The sequence below is a fragment of the Flavobacterium sp. GCM10022190 genome (genome assembly GCF_042656445.1).
GTDB lineage: Bacteria > Bacteroidota > Bacteroidia > Flavobacteriales > Flavobacteriaceae > Flavobacterium > Flavobacterium nitratireducens.
The window spans coordinates 1,145,169-1,166,205 of the sequence record NZ_JBHSOQ010000001.1 but is presented as its reverse complement, the minus strand read 5'-3'; the positions used below and the strand labels follow the sequence as shown (position 1 = coordinate 1,166,205).

Below are 21,037 nucleotides of genomic sequence, written 5' to 3'. Positions count from 1 at the left end.
TGGCATTTAAATGAAGATACTTTAAATTCGACTGCATATAGTTTATTTCCTATATTTACAATAATGAAAAACGAAAAGTAATCTGTGTCAGAAAAAACGAATAAATATCTCATTGTTGCTTTACTCATAGGAGTGTTATTTCATTCCAGTGCTATTTTCTTCACTCTGGAAAACACTTATGATGCCTTGATCCATCTGTTTTTTGCCAACCATTATGCAAACAGTTGGTTTGAGCCTTGGAACTATAGTTGGTACACCGGTTTTACCGTTATGGGCTATCCGCCGCTGGTACATCAGGCTATTGGGTTGCTTTCCTTAGTAGGAGGATTAAAATTTGGTTTGTTCACCGTGGCCATTATTGCGGTCATTTTATTCATCACGGGAACCTATCGTTTTGCTTTGCTAATAACTGCCAATAGGAAAGTAGCGGGTTATACTGCGCTTGTGGCTGTTTTTTCATCCTCTTTTGTAGAAACTTTACACATTTTTGGGCAGTTACCCAGTATTGTTGGGGTATCTATTTTAATGCATGCCATGCCCGAAATTTACCTTTGGATTAAAACAGGTAGATACAAATATCTTTTTACCTCACTGTCTTTACTAGCTGTAACGGTTTGTTCGCATCATGTAACGCCTATTTTTGGAATGGTCTTTTTTATCTTTCCTTTAATTGGAATGACTATAATGGATAGTTGTAGAGAGCAGGTTGCTAGTTTTAAAGAAGTTCGTCTCAAATTGTTCATTAGCACTTTTTTTAAGCTCATAAAAAGAATAGCCGTTTTTGGAGGTTCATCCTTGTTTTTAATTGTATTTTGTATTTTACCCTACTGGATTAACTCCAAAAAAAATCCAATTACTCAAGTTCCCATCCCTCATGGAAGTAGAGATAATTTTCTAGAAGTCACCTCATCAGGATTGATGTTCTTTTTGATTCCTTGGGGTATTTTGTTGTTTTTATTTCCTTATTTATTTTACCGCTATTACAGCAAAAGGTATTTGTTTTTTGGTTTGTCCTTAAGTTTACTTTTTGTATTAGGAACCGGAGGAACAACTCCTATACCATTAAAAATTTTAGGTGACAATGCCTTCAATATCCTAACCCTAGACCGTTTTACCTTATGGGCTTCGATTATGAGTTTGCCTATGTTTGGGGAATTTAGCTATCGTTTAGTAGAAGGCGATTTAAAAACCGCAATTCAAGATCGTTTTGGACAGGTCTATCATCGAATTTTAGGAGGATTACTGGCCGGTTGTTTTATCCTGATGGCTATTTTTACCATTACCCTAGGTTATTTTAGACCCTTTCAACCTCAAAAAATCAATACCTTACCCATAGTTAATTTCCTAAACCAAGACCAACATGACCAATGGCGTTATTTACCTTTAGGTTTTGGTGACCAAATGGCCACGCTTTCCTATCAAACGAAAGGGCTAACCGTAGATGGTAATTACCACTCGGCAAGACGATTACCTGAATTGACTTCCCGAGCGGTAGAACGACTCGAAAATTCAAAATTTAGAGGTTTAGAAGGTATCGGTTCCTTACAACAATTCTTGACTGTACCCGAAAAATACAATTTGAAATACATTTTTTCTAATGATAAATTTTACGATCCCATTTTGTACTTCTGTGGCTGGCATCGCTTATCGCAACTAGAAAATGGTATTATGGTTTGGGAAAAATCAAACGTTCCACCACTTTCAAAAATTCTGCCGTACGAAGATGTGCCAACATTTCAAAAATTAATGTGGGGAATCATACCTGTACTTACCATCTTAGTAGCTTTTGTTTTAAACATTCAAATGCTACTCTACCGCAGTTTAAAACTAAAAAACATCCCGAAACCTGATTTTTTATCTTTTAGGATTCCTTATCAAAAGTTTCCTAACTTCCTTATTACAATCCTTCACATTTGGGCAGGAATTTTAATCGTTGTCATCAGTTATTTTATTTATCAATTTTATCTCAATACAACTCCACAAATTAGTCCCAAGAACGTAGTCAAATCCTACTATGATGCTCTGGATTTTAAAGAATTCGAAAAAGCACATTCATTTATTAATCCTAAAAGCAAATTGTCTATTGCTCAATTTATGCTTGAAACTTCTGTTGCCGACGGCATCTTGAATTCCTATGCTAAACTTGATGCTATTGATATAAAAATAGTAAAATCCAGTGCTACTAAAGCTACCGTACTGGCTAAAACCAAATGGATAACACCACTGGAAATCATTAATAAAGATTATTACCATCAGGTAGAGAAAATAGGTTCGGAATGGTATATAATTCCTAGAAAATTAGATTTAGACATCCCTCCTAACCAGTTTATCATTAACAGTATTAATCAGTTTTTCAAACAAGGCCGAAGGGTGATTTCTACCCAACAAACCTATCATGATGATGTATTAAAACAGCCGGTATTAGAAATACTTTCGGCTAGTTTAGTACAATACAAAAACGAATATGTGGTTATTGGAGAAATTCAAAATATAGACAACGTACCTGCCGATGTAGTCGTAAATGCTTCATTATATGACAAAACCTATAGCAAATTAGCTTCTCATAATGCTAAATATGTTATAAAACATAAATTAATGCCTAAGGAAATCACAAGCTTTAGGGTTAATTTTGAAGATATTGCCTGGCTGAAAAAAGACACAATGAAACCAACCACTTTTAACCCTAATGAGTACACTCCTTTAGATTTAAAAGGAACGCCTGCTAGTTTTAATATTCAATGTGCTGGAAATGTAGCCATAACCGATTTATATACTCAGGTAGCCTTATCAGACTTGAGTATTAGCGACCAGAAAATCACGGGTACCTTATTCAATTTTGGAACGCAAGAAGTCACCATACCCGAACTCTTAGTTTCCTATTATGATGCCAATAAGAAACTCCTTTATGTAGATCACTTTTTTGTTCGCGAAGGTGTACGTGTACAACGCAAACAATATTTTGATTATGCTTTTTTAAATTTGGAAAAAATAAAACCTATTCAATCCAGCCTAGAAAACTGTTTTGTCAATGGAATTTCCAATGCTGAAATTGCAAAAACAGTGGTTCCTAATCGAAATATAAATCAACATTCCGAACAATTACAGGCTGTAAAAGGAAAAGGTTTTAGCTACATCAAAATAGAAATCAACAATTATATTGGTAATCCAAGACCATGAGAAAACGGTTTTACATAGCAATTGGAATAAGTGTATTGGCCTTACTCGCTTTTGGTATTCAAAAATCGAATACTAAAAAAAGCCTTTGGCATTTAGAGAACAAAAACACCCAATATGTTGCTGGAAAACCAATTCAGTTGCGCTTTTCATCCAATACTACTACCGACGAAAAAGCACAACTTTTCATCATTCATTCTTATGGTAAAACTATTGTGGAAGGCCAAATGACAAACGGCAAAATCAAATTTGATATCCCTAAAATATACACCCAAAAAACAGGCGTTATTTCTTGGTTTTTCATTCATCCGAATGCCACTCCAAGCCATGGAAAAATTGAAATCATTCCAAACAACCAAACTAAAACACTAATCGAAAATTACTTGGGTCCGAGAAGTATTTTAGCTGGCGGCACTGATTTTACTATGATGGTAATGGTTCCTACCGACTCTTATGATAATCCTAAAACAGAAGGCACTACAGTAACCGTATTTGACCAGTTTTTATCTGATATTCGTTCCGAAAATTTAAAAACAAAAGATTTTATCGTCTGGAAAAACATTTATTCCAACCGAAAATCAGGTCAACTCATAGCCTCGTCTTCTTGCGATAAAACAACCACTAAGGAAATTGAAACCGAAGTGTATCCAAATATCGCGACTGACTTCACTATTCAATATACCCGAAATCACGACTTTGCCGACGGAAACCAAATTAGCACCATTAGCACTTCTGTTATCAGAGATGCCTACGGCAATATCGTAAGCGATGGCACTACAGTAGTATTTAACATCCTAACTAAAAAGCAAGCGTTTCTTAAAACAGTAGGAACTACTATAAACGGCATTGCTTCAGGGCAAATCCTACATCCAGATCATCCAGACACATACACTATTAAGGGCTATGTAACGGGAATTGCAAAAAGCAACACCATAGCGGTGACTTACAAACCCATTTTAGAATCTTTCCGTTATGCCTTTTCAAACCATAATCGAAAAATTATTGTAGGTCCTTTAACTAGCTTTATGGGACAATTAGTTCCCGACGGTATAAAAGTAAGTTTAAGGATTTTCCACAACAACCAATGGGTGGAAACCCTAACAGAATTTAGTTCAAGAGGAATGGCAACTTTTAAATTACCGAGGGACTTTTACAAAGAAAACAACTATCACTTTGAAATTACTGCACTAGGAATTACTCAAAAAATCAAAACCAAAGTATATGACACTAGTAAATAATCGAAATATGTATCGCATAGGTCTAATCCTGTCGTTTATTCTAATAAATGTGTTAGTGTTATTGGGTATCAATAAAACTCTTCGTTTTTTAAACACGGGTGCAGATAGAACTTCGATGCTGCATTTAGAAAAAGAAACCATCAACACCTATTTGCCTAAAACCGTTTGGGAAGATTTGAACAATGAAGGTAGAAAAATGGAAGCTACCACACTTCAAGAAATCGAGAAAGATTATTTATTTTCTTGGTTAGTCAAAAACAAAGCCTTACAAAACAATTCTAAGCAAGGTATTGAAGATTATTATACGCAAAATACCCGTGAAAATCTATACAAAAGTATTGACCACAATCTTAAAAATGGTATCACTATAGAAAGCACTAGCTTAGAACACAATCCCAGATTAGAATTTTACAGTGCCGATGGCCAACTGGTTGTATTTACAGATAAAAATGTAGTCGAATTTCAAAAAGTATATCAACATGGCAAACTTGTAACTTCTATTCAAGATACCGCAACTTACAAAGTTATGATGTTACTAGAAGATGGTTTTTGGCGTGTTAGACATTTTCAAAAAATGGCTAAAATACCAGTTCCTAAAAATCCACAACAATCTAATGCTGTATTTACAATACAAGGGCGTTCGATTTTAAAAGACAACATTCCTTTTACTATAAAAGGGATCAATTATTATCCTAAAAATTCGGCTTGGGACACCTTTGGCTCATTGTTTAATACGGACACAATCGCAAGAGATTTTGAGATCATCAAAAAAGCGAAACTCAATTCTATCCGACTATTTGTTCAATATGATGATTTTGGCAAAGCCGATATTCGCAAGGAAAAGCTAGAAAAACTAAAAACAATAATTGCGCTAGCCGAAAGCAAACAACTCTATGTAATTATTACCCTTTTTGATTTTTACAGTGATTATTCTTTAGAAAACTGGACCTTAACACACCGACACGCCGAAACTATCGTAAAGACTTTTAAAAACAATAAAAACATCTTGGCTTGGGACATTAAAAACGAACCCAACTTGGATTTCAAAGCCAGAAACAAAGAAAATGTACTAGGCTGGTTAGAACACATGATAACAGTCATTCGACAAAATGACCCCAATCATTTGATTACCATTGGCTGGTCTAACGCTGAAGAAGCAGTACATCTAGCAGACAAAGTTGATTTTGTTTCCTATCATTTTTACAATGCCATTGCCGACTTTGAAAAAGAAACAATTCGCTTAGAAAAAAGAATCAAAAAACCCATCTTGATTCAAGAATTTGGCGTTCCTTCCTATAATGGAATTTGGAATCTTAGAGGTTATAACGAAGAAGAACAAGCCGAATACCATAAAAAAATGCAAGCTTTATTCAAAAAGAACAAACTTGCATTTATGTCGTGGACCTTATATGATTTTCCTCATGTGCCGGATCAAGTGGCTGGAAAATGGCCTTGGCAAAAAAGAAGACAAATGAAATTTGGGTTTATCAATGAAAGAGGAATTAAAAAAGCTTCTTTCTCACATATTACGTACTAAGTATTTTTCAATTTTATTGATAATTACTTCTTCAAAACTAATCAAATACATGTCTACAATCTTATCCATAGAAAGTGCACTAGCCGCTTTGTAATTGGTTTTTGCTAATTCCATACGGTAATTATCATCTTCTAATATAACGGCAATTGCAGAAGCTAATGATGCAGCCGATTCAGGGTTGAAAAATTCACCACGGTAACCTTCTTCTTCTACTAATAAGCTTAAATCTCCTAAATCAGGCATAACTACAGCCTTAGCATAACTTCCGGCTTGGTGTAAAACCCCTGAACTTCCCGTTGTAGAAGTATATGGAAATACAACCACTGCACTTTCATTGAAAATAGTTGCTACTTGGTTTTCCTCAACATAACCTGTAAAAATAAGTCCTGGTACGTGTGCATATTTTTGTTTCACTGATTCTAAATAACCAGGTGTATTTGGACTATCTGTTCCTGCAATTACAACTTCTATTTCCATATCCGATTTTTGACGAATAAGTTCTACAGCTTCAATTAAAATCTCCACTTTTTTATAGGTGCCAAATTTCCCAAAAGCCATTACTTTTTTAGGTCCTTCTGGCAAATCATATACGGGAGTAACTGGTTTTTCAAATGATCCATGCGGAATTAATTTTACATTTTTGCAACTGTATTTTTTTTGCAAAACCTCAACATATTTACTAATTGTTACCGCTACAACATCGGCTTTAAGAATACATCTTGTTAAATTAGTTCCTATGAAATTATAGATTTTAGCCATCCATTTGTTTTGAGCAAAACCAGCATTTTCTAAATCTACTTGTTCCAAAATATTATGCAACAAAACCACAGAGTTGTATCCTAAAAATTTCAAAATCATTGGAATACATAAACCTAAAGCGGCTGGGATTTTTTTATCTCCAAATTTTACAAATTGAAGGTTAAAAAGAACAGCATCTGGTTTTTCTTTGATAACTGTTTTTATGATTCTAAAAATATTGAAGTAGCTATTAAAAGACCAAGACTCTTTAACATTTACTTTATGACTATTTTCAAAATCCAATTGTTTTGGTTCTTTGGTTACATCTGAAATTAAAACCAATTCAGACACCTCTTTTTTCTGAACAAAATTTTTAACTAAATGATAACCGTATTCGTTTAATGTTATCTTACTAGGAGGAAACGATGTTACAATTGCTACTTTCATGATAAACTGGGGTTTTAATTAATTACAGTACAAAAGTGTTTAAAATATATAGGGAGAATGGAAATTTTCGGTGAATGGAAATTTACTGTCGGCGAATATTCATTTTACTTTGGTAAAAGAAATAAGCCAATTGAAAAAACAACAAAGCAAGCATGGCGATAATTTGCATTTCAACAACTTGGGTTAAGGAATTATGGAAAAAAACAATCAAGGTGATTTGAGTTAAACCCAAAATACCCGAAACCAAAACAGGAAAATACTGGTTGATGGATAAGAAATAGTACGCAAATATATTAGCAACTGCAAATACCGAAGTTGCTAAGGCATACTTCCACAATAATGGGGCAATAGACAAATAAGCATCGCCAAACATCAATTGAACAACTATTTCTGGAAACAAAAAGCTAGCTAGAACAATCCCCGCCGATAATATACTAATGTAGGCGACATATTTCAATAAAACAGGTACCGTTTCCTTGCCTTCTTTTTTTAACTGAATCACTTTTGGCAATAAAAGCATAACAAACATCCAAGCTACAAAATAAACTACACGACCAATAAGCGCCAATGAGGCATACAATCCTGCTTGTTCATTATCAAAATAATGTTTGACCAAAATGATATCACTATTATTGATGATAATTTGAGTCAATTCATAAAATGCGGTAAGCATAAAAAAACGAACCACTGCTCCTTGATCAATTGTTGTAGCTGCTTTGGCAACACTGGGTTTAATTGATTTTCCTATTTGTTTTTGAAATGGAAATAATCCAAAAACAAATGATAATGTAATTCCAGCTGCCACAACTAGTGAAGTAGAAAAATAAGGCAAAAGCACCACCGCTCCAATAGTCAACAATAATCTACTAAGCATTTCGGTTTGATAAGTGGTAGCCAATTGTTGTAATTTATGATGACCTTGGTACAAACCACGATTAACACTCATCATAAAATACAACGGAATCCCAACACCAAAAACATAAAACATACTGGCAGATTCGGTATGAAATAAGGCCTGCAATTGCGCACTAAAAACACACACTAAAATGCCAATCACAACACCTAAAATACTTGCATATTTAGTGATAAATTGAATGAAATTGTGTAATGCATTTTCCTCCAATAAAACAGCATACTTAGCCGATACAATTTGAAATGTCATCCCTACAAAAGATAAGACTAACAAAAAAGTAATCAACAAAGCGGCATCGGCAAAAGCCTCTGGCCCTAAGATTCTACCTAACAACAAGTTGTAGAGATAATTTCCAGCATTGACAAAAAGAATGGTTACCATAAACAATTGTTCTGGACTTAATCGTTTTGGGATGGCTGATAAATTGTAGGCTATCGCTTTCATAATGATACCGTTATATAATTAAAGTAAAATTTCGTCCGAATTCAAAGCAGCAAATTGCTGACTTACCTTGGCATTTTCTCTTCCAATGATGTAAAACAACTCATCGGTCAACACTGCTTTTTTGTACAGCTCACTAATTTTTTTTACCGCATAATTGTCAATATCTAAAAGTTTGTTCAACGTTATTACAACTCCTTTAGAGTGCTCCATAACCGCCTCAAAATGCTTTGTAAACGCATCACTATTTTGTGAATTTAAAAGTCCTTTAATTTCATAAACTCCACCGCTATAAGTAATTTCGATTGCCATTGTGTCGCGTATTAATGATTAATATTGATACAAATATCTTCTGTAATTATGCCTTAAGTGGAATTTTTCGTTGAATGGCAATTTACTGTAGGTGAATTTCTATTATTTATCCTTAACTTGCTTAAGTAGAAACCAGAAGCCCCATAATATGATATTTGCAAAACATAACATTCTTATTGCCTTACTATTCTTCAGTGTAATGAGTAGGGCTCAAGACATGAATAAAGGATTTAACTTTCTAGAAAAGGGAGAATTTGCGCAGGCAGAACTCTTTTTCAAAATGATATTAAAGGATTATCCTCAAAATAAAACCGCTCGTTTGTGCTATGCCAGAGCCATTGGTTTGAACCAGCAAGCTGCTGAATCTTTGCACCTTTTTACACAAATGAAAACCGAATATCCAGGCGATTTAGAAATTGAATTGAATTATGCCGAAGCCTTACTTTGGAACAAAAAATATGAGGAAGCTAAGGTTTTTTATAATTCCCTTGTTACTAAGAATCCAACAAATTTTGTAGCACATCTGGGCTATGCTAATACCTTATCGAATTTGAAGGAATACAAAGAGGCCTTAGATTATGTAAACAAAGCCTTAGTGCTTTCGCCGGCCAATCCGGGCGCCTTAATTTCTAGAAAATACATTAAACTAGGTTATGCTAATGAAAAAGTCAATGAAAAATTATACGATGAGGCCGAAAACTTATACAACGAAATCTTAGTTGATTTCCCTAAGGACAAAGAAACCTTATTGAACAAAGCCAATCTATTTTTAATTAGTAAAAATATTGATAAGGGCAAAGAAACCTATACAACACTTGCTGAAGAAAACCCTATTATTGCTTTAAATGGTTTAGCATTAATTGAACATTTGGACGAAAAAGATCAAAAAGCACTTGCCATCGCCGAAACTGCAATGGAAAAAGTAGCCAGCATAAGCGATGAAACCTTACTCAAACAAACTCACGAACGTTATGTTCAGGCTTTGATTTGGAATAAAAAATACAAACTGGCTGAGACAAAAATTGAAGGACTGCATGCTAAATATGAAACAGAGAATTGGGTTTTAGCCCTGTCGGCAACTCTCGCCATATACCGCAGTGATTTTAAGGAAAGTATTGGTTTTTACGAAAGTATTTTAGTCAATGACAGCCAATCTTTTGATGGAAATCTTGGGATTGCCAATGCTTATTATGCCTCAGGATTAACCACTAATGCAGTAGATGCTGTAAAAAAAACGCTCACAATTTTTAAAAATCAAAATGACGCCACAAAATTTCTTAAAAAAATAGAAGATGAATTTAGCCCTGTTCTCGAAGAAAAAGTGTCCTATGCATTTGATAATGGAAAAAACACAGCCAAAACCTCTTTGACAAATCTGTTCTTCCCGGTTTCCACCCGATGGGCTTTTAGTGCTAGCTACCAATACCGTGAAACTGAAAACACTATTACAAAAGCCAGTGCTAAAACCAATGATTTTGTAGCCGGAGTAAACTATAAATTCCATCCAAAAATGGATTTTACTTTTAATGCGGGTATTACTGCTGCCAATGCTAGTAACAATCAATACAATCAAAGTTTACTTCATGCCTTTTTTAAAATAAAACCTATGAAGTTACAAGACTTAGAACTGGGGTATAAAAGAGAAATGCAAAACTTCAACTCGGATTTAATTGATAAAGAAATTGCGGCAAATCATTATTACATGAATTATAACATAAGTAGTAATTTTAATTTTGGATGGTTTACCCAATATTTTTACACCAGTCAAACCGACAATAACAGCCGAAATTTATTATTTACTTCGCTCTATTATAACTTTTTATCAAAACCTGTTTTAAAAGGAGGTTTGAACTATCAATACATTAGTTTTAAAAATCAGGTTCCTACGGATTATTTTAGCCCAAGCAAATTTAATGCTGTCGAACTGTTTTTAGAAGTACTGAAAGATGAAAAAATAGCCCAAAACAACTCTTGGTTTTACAATGCTAATCTTGCAACGGGTTATCAATTTATTGAAAACAACGACAAACAATGGACTTATCGAATTCAGGCTAAACTGGGTTACAAATGTTCCGACCGTTTATTATTTAATATATATGGTATTAAAAGTAATATTAAATCTGTATCCGTAGGAGGATTTACCTATACTGAAGTTGGTTTAAGACTCCGTTGGAAACTGTTTGAAAAACCACTATTTAATTTGTAATAATACCCTTCAAACCATAAACTTTTTCCCTTTTTACAAAAGCGAGTTTGATACTTTCAACCCAAATTATAGATAAACTCAAATTTATTCCTCATAAAAAAAGCTGCTCAATCAAGAGCAGCTTCCTAACAATGGGTTACATTGTTAACTAATTAGGGTTTGAATTAGTTTTTTTAGCCATTTTAAAAAATGACTATATTTTCAATTTAACAAATGAGAATGAGCTAATTCCAATTGATTGTATATGTTTTTTACATTTTGTGATTGCTCTTTTTGTAAAATGAGATAGGCTGTAGGAGTAGCCACAAAAATGGTGTTTTCTAAACCTAAAAAAGCCGAAAACATATCTGTCCCTATTACCATATTTCCGTCTTTGTCTATTGGATGTCCTTTGCTTACTAAGTAATCATATATCGATTCAAAAGAACCCAAATCTGACCATTCAAAAGCAGATGATACTACTTTTATTTTTTTACTTCTTTCCATTACAGCATAATCAATGCTTATTGATGGGATTGCTAATGAGCTTTCTAAATCCAATAATCCATTATTACTTTTCTCCCAAGCTTTTTTAGATTGCGCATACACCTCTGGCTCGAATTCTTGTAATTCACTTAATAACACACTTGCTTTAAAACAAAACATACCACTATTCCACAAAAAGTTTCCTTTACTGATAAACTCTTTAGCAAGTTCTTGATTCGGTTTTTCTCTAAAAGAAATCACCTGATCATCGTTTCTTTCAATATAGCCGTAGCCTGTTTCAGGTTTTGTAGGAACAATACCAAAAGTGGTAATAAAACCATTAGCTGCTTTCTCAATAGCTTCAAGGATGGCAGCATCATACATTGCTTGGTTTTCAATAATATGATCAGAAGGCGTTACAATCAAAATATCATCTGGTTGGGATGCAAAAGCCGCAAAAGCTATTGCTGCTGCCGTATTTCTTGGTGTTGATTCTACAATATTGATATAGGCCCCTGACAATTTATCCATCACTCTTTTGCTCAAATGACAATTATCTACATTGCCTACTACCATAACTTGATCTACAAGATGTGCGTTGCGTTCAATAGTCATTTCAAAAAGTGATTTCCCATCAAACAATTCTAAATACTGTTTGGGTTGACTTTTTCGAGACAAAGGCCACAAACGACTTCCCACTCCACCTGATAAAACTACATGTGTTACTTTATGTTTAGTATGCGAAAGCACTTTAGCTTCTTCTTCTAAAAAAAAAGGCTCTTTGTTTACAAAGTACAATTCGATTCCATTTTCTTCACAGTAAATTCTTCCTAAGAAATCACTATTCAATTCATCATCACTAGGAACAATATAAACGTTGATTTTTAAATCTTGTAAAATGGTATGTAATCCTTGTTCTGTTACAAATGGAATTACAGAATTAACACAGTCCAAATTTCTTAGTTTAATATAACGTTCTGTTAAATTTTGCGAATACGATTCTGGTGTATCCTCTAATTCAGCTTGCACATATAAGGCTACAATTAAATTATCGCATTGTTTTTTTGCTGCTTCTAAAAAAGCAATTGAGTTAGAATCTAAAGCATCAAACTTTCCAGCAACTAATCCTATTTTTTTATTATCTATCATGATTTCTTGAATTTTAGTAGGTTATTGTTTTACCAAAAACTTGGTTTTAAATTGTTTATTTCCTTCAGTAGTTACTACAAAAAAGTAGATTCCACTGATTACACGATCTAGATTTACGGCGATTTCATTGGTTTCTTCATTATTATTATAGGTTCCTGTTTGAATTGTTTTACCTAATACATCCACAATAGCCACTGTTGCTTTTTGTACCGCTTCAGGTAGTACTAAAGTTGTTTCATTCGAACAAGGATTAGGGTAATTGTAGAGTTTTGTGGTGACTATTTGATTAGAGGTTGGCATTTCTAATACGGCTGTTTTTTTAAAGCTCAATTGAGAAATCGCTACTTCAAAATCTTGAAATGTTTTGTAATCTCCTTGTACTGAAAACACAATACCTTTGATTTTTTCGTTTTTATAACTTTCTCCCTTTGGATTTGTGAATTTCCCGAAAGGAATAACAACTGATGTATTAGCACTATTTACAGGCAACTGAAAACGCAATCTATTGTTCCAATCCGAAGTGTTCTCGGTTACAAGAATAACTTCTACTTTTACTGAATTTTGGATTTGAAATCCTAAGGCAGCATACGATTGAGCATCAAAAACCAACTCTCCTGGCAAAATATTTCTAAACAAATTCATGGTACCGAATACCTTTCCTGAAACCTTAGCGTTTCGTTCTACCGCATAATCACTTTCGATAATACTGATTTCGGATTTTTTCTCAATGTCAAAAGAAGCAATGGCTGTTTCTGTTTGTACATAATCTATTCCCCAAGGTCCATCGGCTAGATAAAGGGCATCCAACTGTTTAGAGGTATCTCCTTTTATTGCAAATCCAATATCAAAGATGCCTCCTAAATCCAATTGAATTTCTTGTTCATAAGCTGCCGATAAACTGATGTTTTGCGCTATATAATTTGAAGCGGTTAATTCGGTTGCTTTTTTATTGCCTTGAAAATCCAAATGAAACGCTCTGGCTTTGTTGATAATTGTCAAATGCAATTGTCCATTTTTATAATATCCTTTTTTTACAAAGACAGTAGGAATTCTATTTTCTACTACTCTTTTAGATAATGGACCTAAAGCTTTGAATTTGGTGATGATCGCATTAGCAATAAAACTAACTTGACTTGTAGAGGCACCCCAAACTTGAAAATTAATGTAATCACCTGTAGGATATTGATCGATATTCCAATAGCTGTGCAATACGTTTTCGGTTTCCAATTGTTGGATAGAAAAATTCAAAGCATATTCTACAAAACCATTGGCTCTCTTGATTTTTACTAAAATAACAGCGTAGCCATTTAGGTTGATTGTTACAATATCTTCTAATGAGGAATCATTCAATCGATCACAAATAGCTTTTGAATGTCCGTAAATAGACGTTGCTGTTTTAGTAGCTAATACTGCAGCAACACGTTTTTCACCTTGATAGTAATCTACTGCGTATACTTGTTGCGCATTCGTTATACCTATTAAATCGGTTGGACTTGATACATAAGCTGTTTCTGTACCTAATAAAGCCGAAGATGGTAGTAACGAAGAAAAATCGACTGTTGCATTGGTTAGTTTCGCTGTTGATGATTTGGCGCTATATTTTTTTTGCAATGCTTTTTTATTAGCATAATTGTTATTTTTAATTCTGTTGAAATTTCGTTGTGCGATTAAGGAAGCTAAATCTCCATTACTTTCTAAACCTCCATCATTTCCTGAACTTACTGTAGTAGTCGTTTCTGCCGATAGGATGGTTAATTCTGAAGAAGTAGTATCTGTTTTTGTCGCATTGTTTGATTTTCTGGTTACTGTAGCAGTTACATCATAAGTTCCAGGAGTTAATTCAGGATATAAAATAGTTAAACTCCAATCGGTATTGTTCGTGTAAATTTCCTGAGAATAGCTTATTCCATTTACAGTAACGATTAAAGAATCGTCGCCTAACATTGATCCTCCCCAAGTTCCAGTAATAGTAGGCGAAGTATTGCTAGTCGTTTGAGCCGTTACTGTAGGAGTCAAAATTTCCCCAGAAGCAATATTGTTTAAAGTTCCATTAATGATTACGCCTAATTCTTCCCAAGTTTTATCTAAAACACCTGGTTCAGTATCGTTTACACCCGCAATATCTCCATTTGAAGTTTGACTTGTAGATGTAAAACCATACAAAGCAATGGCAGAATCTCCTGTAATTTGAACTCCAAAATTAGCAAGAACATAGGCTTTTAGACTTTCTTCGGTAAAACCAAATTCAATCCAAAAATCTACTCCACTATTTCCTCCATCAATATCTGTTTGAGCGCTATAGGTACTGATGTGTGCATTTCTTCCGCTTAAAAAAAGCTCATTATTTTTAGTTCCGTTTAACCAAGCGGTTTGCGATGGCGTAAGTCCTGTTTTAGAATAATCTCTTTTATGAAAAGAAACATAAGGTGTTTGGCTTTTATTATTGGCTTCAACAAAAAGGTCGGCTATACGATCCCCAGTTACATCAATGCCTAGATAAAATGAGGTAGAAGGAAAACTTTGTCCCATTCGCACTCTAAAAAAATACACATCGTCTGTTATTCCGTCAGTGAAAGACAAGGTTTGTTTTTGCGTTTCAACCATCGCATAAGTTGCGTTCCCTACAAAATCAGTATCTGCAACAGATTGCTGATCATCATTTGGATCAAACTTATCTCCCTTCATTAATGGAATCCATACCGCATTAGCTTGCCCAACATTGGCAGTTGTTTGACTATATCCCATTTGGATAAAAAGGAATACAAAAACAACACCTACAAAAAAATAGCACTTTTTCATCACTATATGTTTTTATTATGAAACAAAAATAGTGGGAGAAATCAGGCTATTTTTTTGTTTTCGTTTAGCTTAAATTAAGTGTAGACGAATGGTATAAATATAGAGATGAATGATTTTATAAAAGATTTAATCGTTTCATCAATTCAGGTCTATTAGAGCGACTAACTGGAATTACATCTTTACCTATCAAAACGCTATTGTCTTCGATGTCAATAATTTTCTTGGTATTGATAATAAAAGAACGATGTACTTTTAAAAACAAATCCGTTGGTAATTTGTCTTCGATTTTCTTTAGGGTAGAATGTACAATATAATTCTTGTTCTCTGTTTTTATGTGGATATAATCTCCTTTGGCTTCGACTATAGTAACCAGAGGAATTTCAATTTTGATTAAGCGTCTATCAATATTAACATAGAACTCATTCTTGTTGTCCTCTTCTTTCGTTTTAGTTTCTTTGACCTCTTTAGGAGCTGATTCTAATTTTACAGCATTGGCTTTTTGTATTGCTTTTAAAAATCGGTCTTGAGTAATTGGTTTTACAAGATAATCTACGATACACTCGTATTCAAAGGCTTCAATAGCAAAATTCTTATCCGAGGTCACTAAGATAATCTTGGGTGGATTTTTGATGGTTTGTATGAAATCAAAACCCGTAAAATCTGGCATATGAATATCGAGAAAAATCAAATCGATTTCATTTTGATTCAAATACTTGATAGCGCCTATTGCATTAGAAAACTCATTAGCAATTACTAAATCGGTATGTTGTGAAATAAATTGAGCAATAATTGCTCTTGCCATTTCTTCATCGTCAATTATAATGCAATTCATAGGCTTTAGAAGTTATAGTAGCTTTACATAATCCTGCATTTGCTTTAAAACATTCTCAAAATCAGCTTGTAATTCTATAGAATTATTCTTTAAATTAGATTCGTATTTTTCAGCAAGATAGTAACTTTTTTCTAAACCTAAAACTGTTATTTTATGTTTTAATTTGTGCACCGATTGGTACAATTGAGCAAAATTAGACTGACTTTTATGGGTATTATACAAACTGATTTCCTCAGGAAGTTCCTTTTTTAAGATGCTAATAATTCTATTTTTGAAATCAATATTATCTCCTGATAATTCATTGATATAACTTAGATTAGGCTGTTCCATTATTCTTTGGTATTGTAAAATAAAAAGTAGTCCCTACATTCTCCTGACTTTCTAACCAAATTCTGCCTTTGTAAAAATCGATAATCTTTTTTACGATGGACAAACCGATACCAGAGGAGGACGAATTACTTTCTAGTTTAGTAAAGATTTTAAAAATTTTATTGTGGTACGCATTTGCAATTCCTTTCCCATTGTCTTTGACAAAAAACTCAAATTCTTTGTCTCTTTCCACGGCTCCAATTTCTATTAAAGCTTCTTCTTTATCATTGTGATTGATGGCATTTTGAATTAAATTTTGAAACACTTGTTTAAATCTGGAGCTATTGCCATAAACTTTGGGCAAATCTGTAACTATTTCGACCTTAGTGTTTTTAGGAATAAAAATCATTCGCTTGACCTCATCCAATAAATAATCAAAATCGATAATCCTGTTTTCTGACTCCAATTTACCTATTGTAGAATAATCGAGTATTCCTTTAATAAGCAAATCCATTTTTTCGACATTAAACAATACTTGATTTAAAGATTGCAAGCTTCCTTTGTCAATATGTTCTTTGTTATCTTCGATGACCCAGTTTATTAAAGTATCTATATTACGAAGTGGTGCTTTCAAGTCATGAGAAACCACATGAGCATATTCGTTAAGCTCTTGATTTTGTAGTTCTAAACTTCGCAACAACTCTTCTCTTTGCTTATTTATATTTACTATTTCTAAAGCTTGATTCTTTAATTGTTCAATGGGATTAAAATCTTTTTCATCAGTAAATTTAAGCGCAGCTAAATTCATCGAATCTAAAATTGCCTCTAAGTTTTTATTTACTTCTTTCAAACTCTGTGCTTCTTCCCTTAATTTTTTATTAGCAGCAAAAAGTTCATCCGAACTTATTTTCATGGCACGCTGTAATAAGTCAATTTGTGTTTCATAATTTTGATAAGAAGCATCAATAGCATTCAATAAAACGTCCAAATCGTTTGGTCCGTTTTTTAAATGCTTTGCTAATTGTCTTTTTAAAAGGGAATTCATTATTCGCTTATTAAAGTTAATGTCATCGTTTGATTGTGAAGTTCACAGGAAGCTTCTCCGTTAAAAGGTGCCATTTCTCCATAAGAATAAAACCCAGTTACCTTGACATCATTACCAATAACTTCTTTCACTTGTTCTATCTCTTCTTCTACCCTTTGATTCATTACTAATTTTCTACCGATACAACTCACTAAAATAGCCAGTTGTGGCGCTTTTTCTCTTTTCTCCATTGCAATTTCTGCTGCTTTTTGTGCTCCATCGGCAATGCCATCAACTGAGGCCATCATCAATTGAACAAAAGAACCAGTAGGCACATCTCCAGCGAGAACCATGGATTGGGTTTCATTATCAATTCCTAAAATGGTTCGTACCACAGGTTCTTTCTTTCCTTGAGGAGTCACGTTTAATGGATACAATAAGGAGGCTTGCGGCAATTCATTCGCTTTATCACCTAAATAATTTTTATACAAATTCAAAGCTGGTTGTTCGTCTATTTCATATAAAATATTCCCTTCCGATTTTGTAATAATGCGTTCGGGACCAAAAGGAATCCAACCACCAAAATTAGCAAAAGACACTTCGAGTGTTGGTCCATATAAACCTATTAAGACTACTTCGCCCTCTTTAGGATTTTCTTTATATGAGGCGATGGTTTTTTCAAATCGGGCATCATCACCACACATTCCGCCCGTAATTGATACTGTTCCTTCAATATCTTTTTCTAAACCTTTGATCAAAGAACTTCCATTTACAAAACTACCTTCGGATAACACAAATAAATGTTTCAAACCTTCTTTTGGCATTTTTTGATACAAAACAGCTCCTAGTCCGTCAGCATTTTTATTATGGTCTAAAATATTTTCGGTTTGCACAATAAATGTAGTGTTAGCAAACTCGATAGCCGTGATGGAAACCGAATTATCGATAACATTTTTACCCATAATCTCTCCCGAACTAGAACCAAAAACAAGATGTTCGTACGGAAATTCTTTTCGAATTTCCTCCAATATCGATTCATTTTCTAAGAGTAATCTATTTCCAAATAGTAATACTAATGGGTTATTTAACTCTTTTTTGTCTTGAAGATAAGTCCATTGTTTCTCTTCATTTATAAATGCTTGTACGATTTCCATTAGCTATTTAATTTTATAAAAAAAGTGGTTCCCTTTGTTAATTCGCTTTCCACCCATATTTCACCTCGGTAACTTTCAATAATTTTCTTAACAATCGACAAACCTAAACCTGTTGATTTATCATTATTTGCTAATGATTGGAAAATATTAAAGATTTTACCTTGATCTTCTTTTGAAATACCCGGACCATTATCTTTAACCGAAAATATAAATTCTTTATCGGTTTTAGTACAATCTATTTCAACTAGACCATTTTCTTTATCGTTATGATTGAGTGCGTTACTAATTAAATTTTGAAATAATTGTTGCATTCTAAAACGATCTCCTTTTACTACTGGCAATTCCCCCTTAATTAAAACTTTAGCGTTTTTAGGAATATGGATGATATTGATGATGTTTTGCACTATTTCATGGACATTTACTTTTTCCTGAGTTAGGTTTATTTTATCAATTTTAGCATAGGTCAATATTCCTTCGATTAAGTGATCCATTTTTTCAACCTTATTTTCTATCATTGAAAAATAACTCAATGTTTGGGGTGAAAATTCTTTATCATTGTCTTCTTTAATCCAAGAAACTAAAGAGTGAATACTTCGTAAAGGTGATTTTAAATCATGAGAAACAATATGAGCGTAGTCTTCTAATTCTTTGTTGCTAACGGCTAAACTTTCCATTAATTGTTCCCGTTGGCTTTCCAGAATTTTTTTATTGGTAATGTTTTCTTCAATGGCAAAATACTTTACAATTTCATTGTTTTTATTGTAGAGTGCTTGCCCTTGAATGCTTACCCAATACTTGTTTCCTGATTTTGAATAATTAACTATTTCGCAGTTAAACGGTAAGCCATTTGCAATTTGATTTCTTAAGTATTGAATTGTATCAGGATTTGTATCAGGGCCTTGCAAAAAGGAACCTGGTTTTTTTCCTATCAATTCATGTTTAGAATAACCCGTCATTATAGTAAAGCTACTATTTACCCATTCTATTCTTCCTTCACTATCGGAAATGATTACCGAATTAATATTTTTTTCAGCTATTAGCGAAAGTAAATAGAGTTGTTCCTCTTGCTTTTTCTGTTCCGTAATATCGAGATGAATCCCTATGGAACCATTCACCTCACCATTAATATCATAATTAGGAGCACCACTAATTAAAAGATGTCTTTTCTCTCCTTTTTTGTTGATAATGTCTATTTCGTAAGAATCCGAAATCCCATTATTTCGCTTTTTTAATTTTTCACGCAGTTTTTCTTTGTCTTTATCTAAGACCAGTATATCTGGAGCATGCTTACCTATTAATTCATCGATGGAATAACCGCTCAATTGAGCAAAGCTGTTATTGGCAAAAATGATATTCTCTTCTTTATCAACTTCTATCAAGCCTAAATTCATATTAGCAATGATATTGCTGTATTTTTCCTTTTCTTTTTCTAAGCTCTCTTCGTACTTTTTCTTGATAGAAATGTCTTCTATGATGGCAAAATATTGTGTTACCTCTCCTTTATCATTAAAAATAGGCTGCCCTTTTGTTTTAGTCCAAAAGTAGCTACCGTCTTTTTTTCCGTGGATTATTTCTAAATCAAAAATTTCACCATTAAAAAATAGATTCGCCATTTTTTTTAGCGTTTCTTTATCGGTGTACGGATTGCGGCCTACCTCTATAGGTGTTTTACCAATAATCTCTTCTTCTGAAAATCCCGTTAATTCTAAAAAGGATTCATTACACCAAAAAATCGTACCATCGGATTTGGTGAGAAGTACCCCGTTTTCATTGGCACTGGCAACCAACGAAAGCCGATTTAATTCTTCTTTATCTTTTTTAAGCTTATTTTTTTGCTCATTTATAGTAATCAAAGACTCGTTCAATTCCTGAGTCGTAATTTTTTGATTATTCAAAACATGAAGTAAATCTATCAATGGATCGTTTAAAGCAAAATCGTGCATAGTTAGATTGCACTCTAAAACTTGTTCCATAGATACAAACCAAGGAGTACCTACAAATAGCAAACATGAATCTAACAATTCAAATTGTCCTCTTAAAACAATCTCATCATCTTTGAGCTTAACAATGATTAATTGATTTTGATTTTCAAGTAGACTGTTGAAGGTTATGGTTTCTAAAAAAGGTCTTTCGATTTTAAAAAAGCGATCAAAAGAATCTAATAATTGAATTTGAGGGGCAATCTTAGACAAGCTTTTTCCAATACCTTGAATGGCCAGAGAGGAATCAATCAGAATAAAAAAAGGAAACAATTTATTAAAACTGGATTCTCCTATATTAAATTCTAATTTATTCATAA

The 21,037-nt window shown here is 33.3% G+C and carries 14 protein-coding genes; 4 read left to right on the top strand and 10 right to left on the bottom strand.

Annotated features, from left to right (window positions below; genetic code table 11):
- Window positions 1-84: 84 nt before the first annotated feature.
- Genes ACFPTQ_RS04885 through ACFPTQ_RS04875 form a run of 3 tightly spaced genes read left to right on the top strand, consistent with a single transcriptional unit; the run spans window position 85 to window position 5,949 of the window.
- Complete coding sequence (locus ACFPTQ_RS04885; RefSeq protein ID WP_379774570.1) at window positions 85-3,177, top strand: hypothetical protein; 3,093 nt, start codon at window positions 85-87, stop codon at window positions 3,175-3,177.
- The gene (locus tag ACFPTQ_RS04880; RefSeq protein ID WP_379774567.1) at window positions 3,174-4,412 is read left to right on the top strand and encodes a hypothetical protein; all 1,239 of its coding nucleotides are present in this window, start codon (window positions 3,174-3,176) and stop codon (window positions 4,410-4,412) included. The genes ACFPTQ_RS04885 and ACFPTQ_RS04880 overlap by 4 nt, the downstream gene beginning before the upstream one ends.
- Window positions 4,396-5,949, top strand: coding sequence for a cellulase family glycosylhydrolase (locus ACFPTQ_RS04875; protein ID WP_379774564.1), 1,554 nt, complete (start codon window positions 4,396-4,398; stop codon window positions 5,947-5,949). Before ACFPTQ_RS04880 ends, ACFPTQ_RS04875 begins: the two co-directional genes overlap by 17 nt.
- Here ACFPTQ_RS04875 and ACFPTQ_RS04870 read toward each other — a convergent pair.
- The 3 genes from ACFPTQ_RS04870 to ACFPTQ_RS04860 form a co-directional block, all read right to left on the bottom strand.
- The gene (locus ACFPTQ_RS04870) at window positions 5,932-7,134 is read right to left on the bottom strand and encodes a glycosyltransferase (protein WP_379774562.1); all 1,203 of its coding nucleotides are present in this window, start codon (window positions 7,132-7,134) and stop codon (window positions 5,932-5,934) included. The two genes, ACFPTQ_RS04875 and ACFPTQ_RS04870, sit on opposite strands and share 18 nt — an antisense overlap.
- A gap of 82 nt (window positions 7,135-7,216) precedes the next feature.
- Window positions 7,217-8,491, bottom strand: a complete 1,275-nt coding sequence (locus ACFPTQ_RS04865) for an oligosaccharide flippase family protein (protein WP_379774559.1) — start codon at window positions 8,489-8,491, stop codon at window positions 7,217-7,219.
- Window positions 8,492-8,509: 18 nt separating this feature from the next.
- The gene (locus ACFPTQ_RS04860) at window positions 8,510-8,800 is read right to left on the bottom strand and encodes a hypothetical protein (RefSeq protein WP_379774556.1); all 291 of its coding nucleotides are present in this window, start codon (window positions 8,798-8,800) and stop codon (window positions 8,510-8,512) included.
- Between the two features lie 148 nt (window positions 8,801-8,948).
- On the opposite strand from ACFPTQ_RS04860, the gene ACFPTQ_RS04855 reads away from it, so the two are divergent.
- Window positions 8,949-11,006, top strand: a complete 2,058-nt coding sequence (locus ACFPTQ_RS04855) for a hypothetical protein (protein ID WP_379774553.1) — start codon at window positions 8,949-8,951, stop codon at window positions 11,004-11,006.
- A 201-nt stretch (window positions 11,007-11,207) separates the two neighbouring features.
- Here the strand turns inward: ACFPTQ_RS04855 and ACFPTQ_RS04850 are convergent, their stop codons facing one another.
- The 7 genes from ACFPTQ_RS04850 to ACFPTQ_RS04820 all read right to left on the bottom strand — a co-directional run bounded on the left by ACFPTQ_RS04850 (window position 11,208) and on the right by ACFPTQ_RS04820 (window position 21,035).
- Window positions 11,208-12,221 carry a mannose-1-phosphate guanylyltransferase gene (locus ACFPTQ_RS04850; RefSeq protein WP_379775555.1) on the bottom strand — a complete coding sequence of 338 codons (1,014 nt, stop codon included), beginning with the start codon at window positions 12,219-12,221 and terminating at the stop codon, window positions 11,208-11,210.
- A 420-nt stretch (window positions 12,222-12,641) separates the two neighbouring features.
- Window positions 12,642-15,419 (bottom strand): T9SS type A sorting domain-containing protein, encoded by a 2,778-nt coding sequence (locus ACFPTQ_RS04845; RefSeq protein ID WP_379774551.1) that lies wholly within the window; start codon window positions 15,417-15,419, stop codon window positions 12,642-12,644.
- 115 nt (window positions 15,420-15,534) lie between these two features.
- Window positions 15,535-16,251 (bottom strand): LytR/AlgR family response regulator transcription factor, encoded by a 717-nt coding sequence (locus ACFPTQ_RS04840; protein WP_379774548.1) that lies wholly within the window; start codon window positions 16,249-16,251, stop codon window positions 15,535-15,537.
- 12 nt (window positions 16,252-16,263) lie between these two features.
- Window positions 16,264-16,581 (bottom strand): Hpt domain-containing protein, encoded by a 318-nt coding sequence (locus tag ACFPTQ_RS04835; protein ID WP_379774545.1) that lies wholly within the window; start codon window positions 16,579-16,581, stop codon window positions 16,264-16,266.
- Window positions 16,568-17,605 carry a sensor histidine kinase gene (locus ACFPTQ_RS04830; protein ID WP_379774542.1) on the bottom strand — a complete coding sequence of 346 codons (1,038 nt, stop codon included), beginning with the start codon at window positions 17,603-17,605 and terminating at the stop codon, window positions 16,568-16,570. The genes ACFPTQ_RS04835 and ACFPTQ_RS04830 overlap by 14 nt, the downstream gene beginning before the upstream one ends.
- The gene (locus ACFPTQ_RS04825) at window positions 17,605-18,738 is read right to left on the bottom strand and encodes an FIST signal transduction protein (protein ID WP_379774540.1); all 1,134 of its coding nucleotides are present in this window, start codon (window positions 18,736-18,738) and stop codon (window positions 17,605-17,607) included. The genes ACFPTQ_RS04830 and ACFPTQ_RS04825 overlap by 1 nt, the downstream gene beginning before the upstream one ends.
- Entirely contained in the window at window positions 18,738-21,035 is a 2,298-nt protein-coding gene (locus ACFPTQ_RS04820) for a PAS domain S-box protein (RefSeq protein ID WP_379774537.1), read from the bottom strand. Before ACFPTQ_RS04820 ends, ACFPTQ_RS04825 begins: the two co-directional genes overlap by 1 nt.
- Window positions 21,036-21,037: the final 2 nt, after the last annotated feature.

Bases quoted from the DNA above. Each gene is read 5' to 3' on its own strand.
- ACFPTQ_RS04880 (WP_379774567.1), top strand. From the start codon at position 3,174: ATGAGAAAACGGTTTTACATAGCAATTGGAATAAGTGTATTGGCCTTA.
- ACFPTQ_RS04875 (WP_379774564.1), top strand. From the start codon at position 4,396: ATGACACTAGTAAATAATCGAAATATGTATCGCATAGGTCTAATCCTG.
- ACFPTQ_RS04870 (WP_379774562.1), bottom strand. From the start codon at position 7,134: ATGAAAGTAGCAATTGTAACATCGTTTCCTCCTAGTAAGATAACATTA.
- ACFPTQ_RS04865 (WP_379774559.1), bottom strand. From the start codon at position 8,491: ATGAAAGCGATAGCCTACAATTTATCAGCCATCCCAAAACGATTAAGT.
- ACFPTQ_RS04860 (WP_379774556.1), bottom strand. From the start codon at position 8,800: ATGGCAATCGAAATTACTTATAGCGGTGGAGTTTATGAAATTAAAGGA.
- ACFPTQ_RS04855 (WP_379774553.1), top strand. From the start codon at position 8,949: ATGATATTTGCAAAACATAACATTCTTATTGCCTTACTATTCTTCAGT.
- ACFPTQ_RS04845 (WP_379774551.1), bottom strand. From the start codon at position 15,419: ATGAAAAAGTGCTATTTTTTTGTAGGTGTTGTTTTTGTATTCCTTTTT.
- ACFPTQ_RS04840 (WP_379774548.1), bottom strand. From the start codon at position 16,251: ATGAATTGCATTATAATTGACGATGAAGAAATGGCAAGAGCAATTATT.
- ACFPTQ_RS04835 (WP_379774545.1), bottom strand. From the start codon at position 16,581: ATGGAACAGCCTAATCTAAGTTATATCAATGAATTATCAGGAGATAAT.
- ACFPTQ_RS04830 (WP_379774542.1), bottom strand. From the start codon at position 17,605: ATGAATTCCCTTTTAAAAAGACAATTAGCAAAGCATTTAAAAAACGGA.
- ACFPTQ_RS04825 (WP_379774540.1), bottom strand. From the start codon at position 18,738: ATGGAAATCGTACAAGCATTTATAAATGAAGAGAAACAATGGACTTAT.
- ACFPTQ_RS04820 (WP_379774537.1), bottom strand. From the start codon at position 21,035: ATGAATAAATTAGAATTTAATATAGGAGAATCCAGTTTTAATAAATTG.